The organism is Bacteroides coprosuis (genome assembly GCF_020741705.1).
GTDB classification, from domain to species: Bacteria; Bacteroidota; Bacteroidia; order Bacteroidales; family Bacteroidaceae; genus Bacteroides_E; species Bacteroides_E coprosuis.
This window is the reverse complement of the sequence record NZ_DYYK01000186.1, coordinates 1-3,704: the sequence shown is the minus strand read 5'-3', so window position 1 is coordinate 3,704 and position 3,704 is coordinate 1. Positions and strand designations below refer to the sequence as shown.

1 protein-coding gene is annotated in these 3,704 nt (G+C 36.7%); it reads left to right on the top strand.

Annotated features, from left to right (window positions below; all coding sequences use genetic code 11):
* Positions 1–801: 801 nt before the first annotated feature.
* Positions 802–3,525 (top strand): pyruvate, phosphate dikinase, encoded by a 2,724-nt coding sequence (ppdK, locus tag K8V80_RS11135; protein WP_276778058.1) that lies wholly within the window; start codon positions 802–804, stop codon positions 3,523–3,525.
* Positions 3,526–3,704 lie beyond the last annotated feature (179 nt).

Here is a 3,704-nt window from a genome sequence, read left to right as displayed (position 1 = left end):
AAATTTTATGCATTTCTGTTGCACTAAACCCTATATAACATGGTAGTTCTACTCCAATTCGTTTACCCCCTAATCTTGTGCAAGAATATCTCTATATATAAGGTATAAAAGTAGGTTGTAGTATCTTGTTATTTCAAAACTGGATCTGCCTATAGTTTTTTGTCATAGGATGATGCTCTTAATGCCTATTTTAAATAATTGATTCCAGCAATGCTTCTTTAATAAAGAAGATAAGTGGAGAGAAATAAAGCTTATCTGAGTTCTATTTAAAAGGCTCGAAAACGAAACTTTTGTAAACTCTGTGGAGGTCGGTTATTCTTTATTTGGGATAACTTCAGTCTTATTTCCCTATTTTTAACCTTGAAAACAGGGATTTATTGGCTAAATATTATTTTTATTGACAATTTTTGTGCGAAAAGATTTGTAAATCTAATATTCTAGTTATCGTAAATGTATCAAAATGGTATATTAAACCACACATGGAATAGATATATTGATTAATAACCTTATAATCAATTGTATAACTATTTATACAGATGAATATATTTCGAAATAGAAAGTTTGTGAAAGTGTATTAGAATGATAGATGAAAGCATAGTTCGAAATCTATTTTAACATTTAAACCTATCTATAAGTGGCTCAAAAGCTTATGCTTGTTAAAAAATATCACACTTATGAAGAAATTTATTTGAAAAGAATACTTTTAAGTAACATAAAAAAGTATATTTGTAGGACTTATAACCCAAAAAGAGCTGAACACTGACACTCTTTTGATATTATAACTTTAAAAATCGAATGCTAATGGAAAATAAGAAAGTCTACACCTTTGGTAATGGAAAAGCCGAAGGAAATTCGGAGATGAAGAACTTATTAGGGGGGAAAGGTGCCAACCTTGCAGAAATGAACTTGATCGGAGTTCCCGTTCCTCCAGGATTCACTATTACTACTGAAGTTTGTACAGATTACTACACGTACGGACAAGAAAAAGTGAAAGAAATGCTTACCAAAGATGTGAATGCCGCTATTCACAACATCGAAAAGCTAACCGGTACTAAATTTAATGATGCTGAAAATCCACTACTATTATCTGTTCGTTCTGGTGCTAGAGCATCTATGCCAGGTATGATGGATACTATCCTAAACCTAGGTTTGAATGATGAGATAGTAGAAGGTCTTTCTAAAAAGACAAATAATCCTAAGTTTGCTTGGGACTCTTACCGTCGTTTCATACAGATGTATGGTGATGTGGTAATGGAAATGAAGCCTATTAATAAGGAAGATCACGATCCTTTTGAAGAAATCCTTGACCAAGTAAAAGAAGAAAAAGGTATCAAGCTAGATAGCGAATTTACTGTTGAAGATTTAAAAGATATCGTAGGTCGTTTCAAAAAAATAGTCCGCGAACGTACAGGTAAAGATTTCCCAACGGATGGTTACGAACAACTTTGGGGTGGTATCTTTGCTGTGTTTGGTTCATGGATGAACGAACGTGCTATTCTATATCGTCAAATGGAGAAAATTCCAGATAGCTGGGGAACTGCTGTAAATATCCAAGCAATGGTGTTTGGTAATATGGGTTCAAACTCTGCTACTGGTGTATGTTTCTCACGTAATGCTGCTACAGGTGAAAACCTATTTAATGGTGAATACCTAGTAAATGCTCAAGGTGAAGACGTGGTAGCAGGTATCCGTACTCCTCAAGAAATTACATTAGAAGGTTCTCGCCGTTGGGCTAAATTGGCTGGCGTATCTGAAAAAGATCGTGCTGCTAAATTCCCTTCTCTAGAAGAAGTGATGCCTATCGTGTACAAAGAACTAGATGATATTCAATTCAAACTAGAAGATCACTACAGAGATATGCAAGATATGGAATTTACTATCCAAAATGGTAAATTGTGGATTCTGCAAACTCGTAATGGTAAACGCACAGGTGCTGCTATGGTTAAAATCGCAATGGACCTACTAGAAGAAGGTAAGATTGACGAAAAAACAGCATTGAAGAGAGTTGATCCTATTAAACTAGATGAACTACTTCACCCTGTATTTGATAACAATAGCTTGAAAACAGCAAAAGTTATCGCTAAAGGTTTGCCAGCTTCTCCAGGTGCAGCTACTGGTCAGGTAGTATTCTTCCCAGATGATGCTGAAAAATGGCACAATGATGGCAAGAAGATCGTTCTTGTTCGTCAAGAAACTTCTCCTGAAGACTTAGCAGGTATGGCTGTTGCCGAAGGTATCCTTACTGTACGTGGTGGTATGACATCTCACGCTGCTGTGGTTGCTAGAGGTATGGGAAAATGCTGTGTTTCTGGTGTTGGAGAAATCAAAGTAAACTATAAGAATAGATCATTTGAAGTAGATGGAAAAACATACAAAGAAGGTGATTTCATCTCTCTAAATGGTACAAACGGTGAGGTTTATGATGGTAAAGTAGAGACTAAGGTTGCCGAAATGGACAACGACTTTACGCTATTGATGGATCTTGCTGAAAAATATACTCGCCTTTACGTTCGTACCAATGCAGATACTCCACGTGATGCAGCTATTGCTCGTAAATTTGGTGCAAAAGGTATTGGTCTTTGTCGTACAGAACACATGTTCTTTGAAGGAAACAAGATTAAAGCAATGCGTGAAATGATCTTAGCTGAAAACTCAGAAGATCGTAAAAAAGCACTAGCTAAAATTCTTCCTTACCAAAAAGAAGACTTCAAAGGTATCTTTACTGCAATGGCAGGATTGCCAGTAACTGTTCGTTTACTCGATCCACCTTTACACGAATTCGTTCCACACGATGAAAAAGGTCAGAAAGAAATGGCTGATCAGTTAGGCGTTTCTGTAGAAAAGATCAAACAACGTGTAGATGCTCTTCAAGAATTTAACCCAATGCTTGGTCATAGAGGTTGCCGTTTAGGTAATACATACCAAGAAATTACAGAGATGCAAACAAGAGCTATCTTGGGTGCAGCTGTAGAGTTGAAGAAAGAAGGAGTAGAGGTATTCCCAGAAATCATGGTTCCTCTAGTAGGTATTTCTCACGAATTTGAAATGCAAGAAAAAATTATTCGTGATACTGCAGAGAAAGTATTCCACGAAGAAGGCATGAGAGTAGATTACAAGGTAGGTACTATGATTGAAATTCCTAGAGCTACACTTACTGCTCATAAAATTGCTAAGACAGCAGAATTCTTCTCATTCGGTACAAACGACTTGACTCAGCTAACATTTGGTTATTCTCGTGATGATATAGGTTCTTTCTTGCCTACTTATTTACGTAAGAAAATCTTGAAGGTAGACCCATTCATGACAATCGACCAAAATGGTGTAGGTCAGTTGGTACGCCTAGGTGTTCAAAACGGCCGTATGGAAAAACCAGACTTGAAATGCGGTATCTGTGGTGAACATGGTGGTGATCCAGAATCAGTTAAATTCTTCCACCGTGTAGGATTAAACTATGTTTCTTGTTCTCCATTCCGTGTGCCTATCGCACGTCTAGCTGCTGCTCAAGCTGCAATAGAAGACAAGTAAATAAAGTATATGAAGTAAATTACTTCTCTAATCATATTAACGAGGCTGTCCGTAGGGGGAGCCTCGTTTTTTTATGCTAGTTATCTATAACCTATTCAAGACTAGGCAGTAGTTGTTTGTGTAGTGGTAGGGGTGGAATAGTAATTATTTATAGATAAGAGCTTAGCAAACGGTCTTTT

Bases quoted from the DNA above. Each gene is read 5' to 3' on its own strand.
- ppdK (WP_276778058.1), top strand. From the start codon at position 802: ATGGAAAATAAGAAAGTCTACACCTTTGGTAATGGAAAAGCCGAAGGA.